At 67.8% G+C, this 3,367-nt stretch carries 4 protein-coding genes; all 4 read left to right on the top strand.

Annotated elements, in window-relative coordinates:
* A partial coding sequence (locus tag HKK72_RS37765; RefSeq protein WP_187239185.1) for a hypothetical protein occupies window positions 1-371 on the top strand: 371 nt, incomplete at its 5' end.
* Window positions 372-509: 138 nt separating this feature from the next.
* Window positions 510-1,856 (top strand): extracellular solute-binding protein, encoded by a 1,347-nt coding sequence (locus HKK72_RS37760; RefSeq protein ID WP_187239184.1) that lies wholly within the window; start codon window positions 510-512, stop codon window positions 1,854-1,856.
* A complete protein-coding gene (locus tag HKK72_RS37755; protein WP_187239183.1) occupies window positions 1,856-2,779 on the top strand; it encodes a carbohydrate ABC transporter permease in 924 nt (307 codons plus the stop codon). Before HKK72_RS37760 ends, HKK72_RS37755 begins: the two co-directional genes overlap by 1 nt.
* Before the next feature lies 1 nt (window position 2,780).
* The coding region (locus tag HKK72_RS37750; RefSeq protein WP_187239182.1) for a carbohydrate ABC transporter permease at window positions 2,781-3,367 on the top strand (587 nt) is incomplete at its 3' end.

Raw genomic sequence — 3,367 nt, 5'->3', positions numbered from 1 at the left:
GGGTGCTGTCCGGCGGCATGGTCTATTGCGTTCCCCGGCAGGCGAAACGGCCCGGCCTGGCGATGCGGGTACTGCGGGCGGCCGTCGAGCCCCACGCCTTGATCCGGCTCTGCACCCGGACCGGCCAGCTGCCACCGCGCCGGTCCGCGCTCGAGGCCATCGCCGTCGCCTCGCCGTTCCACGCGCACACGGCGGCGATGCTCGACCACATGGTCGTACGCCCCTCGTCGCCCGTGTACGCGCTCGTGTCGGCGCAGCTCCAGGCGATGACGGAGGACGTGATCACGAGGCGGCGGAGTCCCGCGGCGGCCGTGGCGCGCGCGGCCGACCTGATCAGCGCCATCACCGGACTGCCGGTGTCGGGGCGCTGAGGGGCTCTTGACATCTCGGTCGTGTTGAGCGCAGATTAAATTCGAATTTGCCATCACCCGATGGCAAATCAGCGCGACCGTTGGTGCGTGGACCAAACGCATGGTCCCGTCGGGGGAGCACCGCCCGAAGGGAGCACCATGCGTCGATTCATCGGGCTGGCGACGGCAGCGGGTCTCGCGGTCGCGATGGCCGGCTGCGGAGGCGATTCCGGCAGTGACTCCAACGAGCTCAAGATCGTCTATCAGCGGTTCGGCACGTTCATCCACCTCGAGGCCATGCTCAAGGACCTCAAACCGGTCTACGAGAAGCAGAACCCCGGTGTGACCGTGAAGCTCATCCCCGTCATCGCCAACGACGCCGACTACTTCTCCAAGGTCAACCTGATGCGGCGCTCGCAGTCCACCGCGCCGGACGTGGTCTACGAGGACACCTACGTCATCAACTCCGACGTGGCGGCCGGCTACCTCAGACCACTCGACGAGTACGTCAGCACATGGCCGGACTGGCAGCACTTCCCCGACTCGGTGAAGCAGGGCGTCAAGGGGCGCGACGGCAAGACCTACGGCGTGCCGATGGGCACCGACACCCGGGGCCTCTGGTACAACAAGGCGGTCTTCAAGAAGGCCGGGCTGCCGGTGCCGTGGGAGCCCAAGAGCTGGAACGACGTCATCGGCGCCGCCCGGCAGATCAAGGCCAAGGCGCCCGGCGTCACGCCGTTCAACATGTACTCCGGCAAACCGGCCGGCGAGGCGGCGTCCATGCAGGGCTACGAGATGCTCCTGTACGGCACCGACCACCAGCTCTACAGCACACAGAGCCAGAAATGGGTGGCCCCGAGCAAGGGCATGACCGACTCGTTCGGCTTCATCAAGACGATGTTCTCAGAGGGCCTGACGCCCAAGCCGCAGGTTGCGCTCGACAAGAACCTCGGCGAGATCGTGAACACCAAGCTGCTGCCCGAGGACAAGCTCGGCATCAGCCTCGACGGCTCGTGGGTGAGCAGCAACTGGCTGAAGACCGGCACGAAGCCGTGGCCGGAGTGGGAGGAGAAGATCGGTGTCACGCCGATGCCCACCCAGAACGGGCAGGCACCCGGCAAGACCAGCCTGTCCGGCGGCTGGACGCTCGCCATCGGGGCCAAGACCAAGAATCCGGGCGCGGCCTGGAAGTTCATCTCTCTTGCGCTCAACCGGGAGAACTCGCAGCGGTACGCGATCACGGCGGGTCAGCTCGCGGTGCGCGACGACGTCGCGAAGGACTCCGCGTACCTCAATGCCAACCCGACCAACAAATTCTGGACCGATCTGGTGTCGGCCACGCACTACCGCCCGGCGTACGCCGAGTACCCGGAGATCTCCAATCAGATCCAGAAGGAGATGGAGTCGGTGATGACCGGGCAGAGCAGCCCGGATGAGGCGACCGAGGGGCTCACCGAGTCGATCCAGAAGATCGCCGGCGCCGAGAAGGTCGAGGCCGGCGGCTGATGGCCGCACCCACGACGACCGTGTCGTCGCGCCCGGCGGCCCGCCTCGCGCGGGCCCGCCGGGCACCGGTGCTCGGCTGGGCGGTGCCGATGGCGCCGGCCTTCGGGCTCCTCGCGCTGTTCTTCGCCGGGCCGATCCTCTGGTGCTTCTGGGCGGCGTTCACCGACATCGCGCTGACCGGGGCGAGCGCCAGCGCGCCGAACCTCGTGGGCCTGCGCAACTTCCGCGAGATGTTCTCCGATCCCGACTTCTTCTCGGCGGCGTTGCTCACCGTGGTCTTCGTCGCGGGATCGGCGATCTTCGGCCAGAACATCCTGGGCCTCGCGCTCGCCCTGCTGATGCGCGGCCGCAGAAGGGTGGTCCGGGCCCTCGTCGGCGGTGTCGTCGTGAGCGCCTGGGTGATGCCCGAGATCGTCGTCGGGTTCATCTGGTACGCGTTCCTCGCCGACGACGGGACGCTCAACTCGGTGCTCACCGCCGTCGGGCTGTCGGCGGGCCAGTGGCTGTACGAGCTGCCGCTGGTCTCGGTGATCGTCGCGAACATCTGGCGGGGCACCGCGTTCTCGATGCTCGTCTACTCGGCCGCGCTGTCGGAGGTCCCCGACGAGCTGCACGAGGCGGCGGCCGTGGACGGCGCCTCGGCGTTCCAGCGCCTGCGGCACATCACGCTGCCGCTGATCAGGCGGGCGGCGATGACCAACCTCATGACCATCACCCTGCAGACCCTGTCGGTGTTCACGCTGATCTTCGTGATGACCGGCGGAGGGCCGGGCAACAAGAGCCAGACGCTGCCGTTGTACATGTACCAGGAGGCGTTCAAGTTCTCCCAGATGGGCTATGGCACCGCGGTCGCGATCGTCATGCTGGCGATCGGCGCGGTCTTCTCTGTGATCTATATCCGGCTGCTGCGCAGGGAGGTGTGACATGGCCGTTCTGAGTCTCGGTCCGACCACGGCGCCGCGCCGCGTCTTCTCCGCCGCGGTGGCCTACGCAGTGCTCGCCGTCGTCGCGGTCGCGTTCCTGGTCCCGTTCGGCTGGCTGATCCTGTCGTCGGTGAACCCGCGGGCCACCCTCAGCTCCGACGTCCCGGCCCAGCTGACGCTGCGCAACTTCTCCGAGGTGCTCACCCCGGAGAATCTGCGGGCGTTCGGCAACAGCTTCGCGCTGTCCGGCGGCGCCGCGCTGCTCACGTTGCTCGTCGCCACCCCGGCGGCGTACCCGCTGTCGCGCTACAACCTGCGGTTCGGCCGGCCGGTCCTGTACCTGCTGCTGTTCTCGACCGGGCTGCCGATCACGGCGATCATGGTTCCGGTGTACGGCCTGTTCGTCCAGCTCGAACTCGTCGACTCGATCCCGGCGACGACGCTGTTCCTCGCCGCCACCGGGCTGCCCTTCGCGATCTGGATGATGAAGAACTTCATGGACGGCGTGCCGATCTCGCTGGAGGAGGCGGCCTGGGTCGACGGCGCGTCCGCGTGGAAGGCGCTGCTGCGCGTGGTGCTGCCGCTCAT

The sequence above is a fragment of the Actinomadura sp. HBU206391 genome (assembly GCF_014323665.1).
Lineage (GTDB): Bacteria > Actinomycetota > Actinomycetes > Streptosporangiales > Streptosporangiaceae > Actinomadura_C.
This window is presented reverse-complemented; position numbering and strand designations above follow the sequence as displayed.

Excerpts from the sequence above, each read along its gene's own strand:
- HKK72_RS37760 (WP_187239184.1), top strand. The coding sequence starts at position 510 with ATGCGTCGATTCATCGGGCTGGCGACGGCAGCGGGTCTCGCGGTCGCG.
- HKK72_RS37755 (WP_187239183.1), top strand. The coding sequence starts at position 1,856 with ATGGCCGCACCCACGACGACCGTGTCGTCGCGCCCGGCGGCCCGCCTC.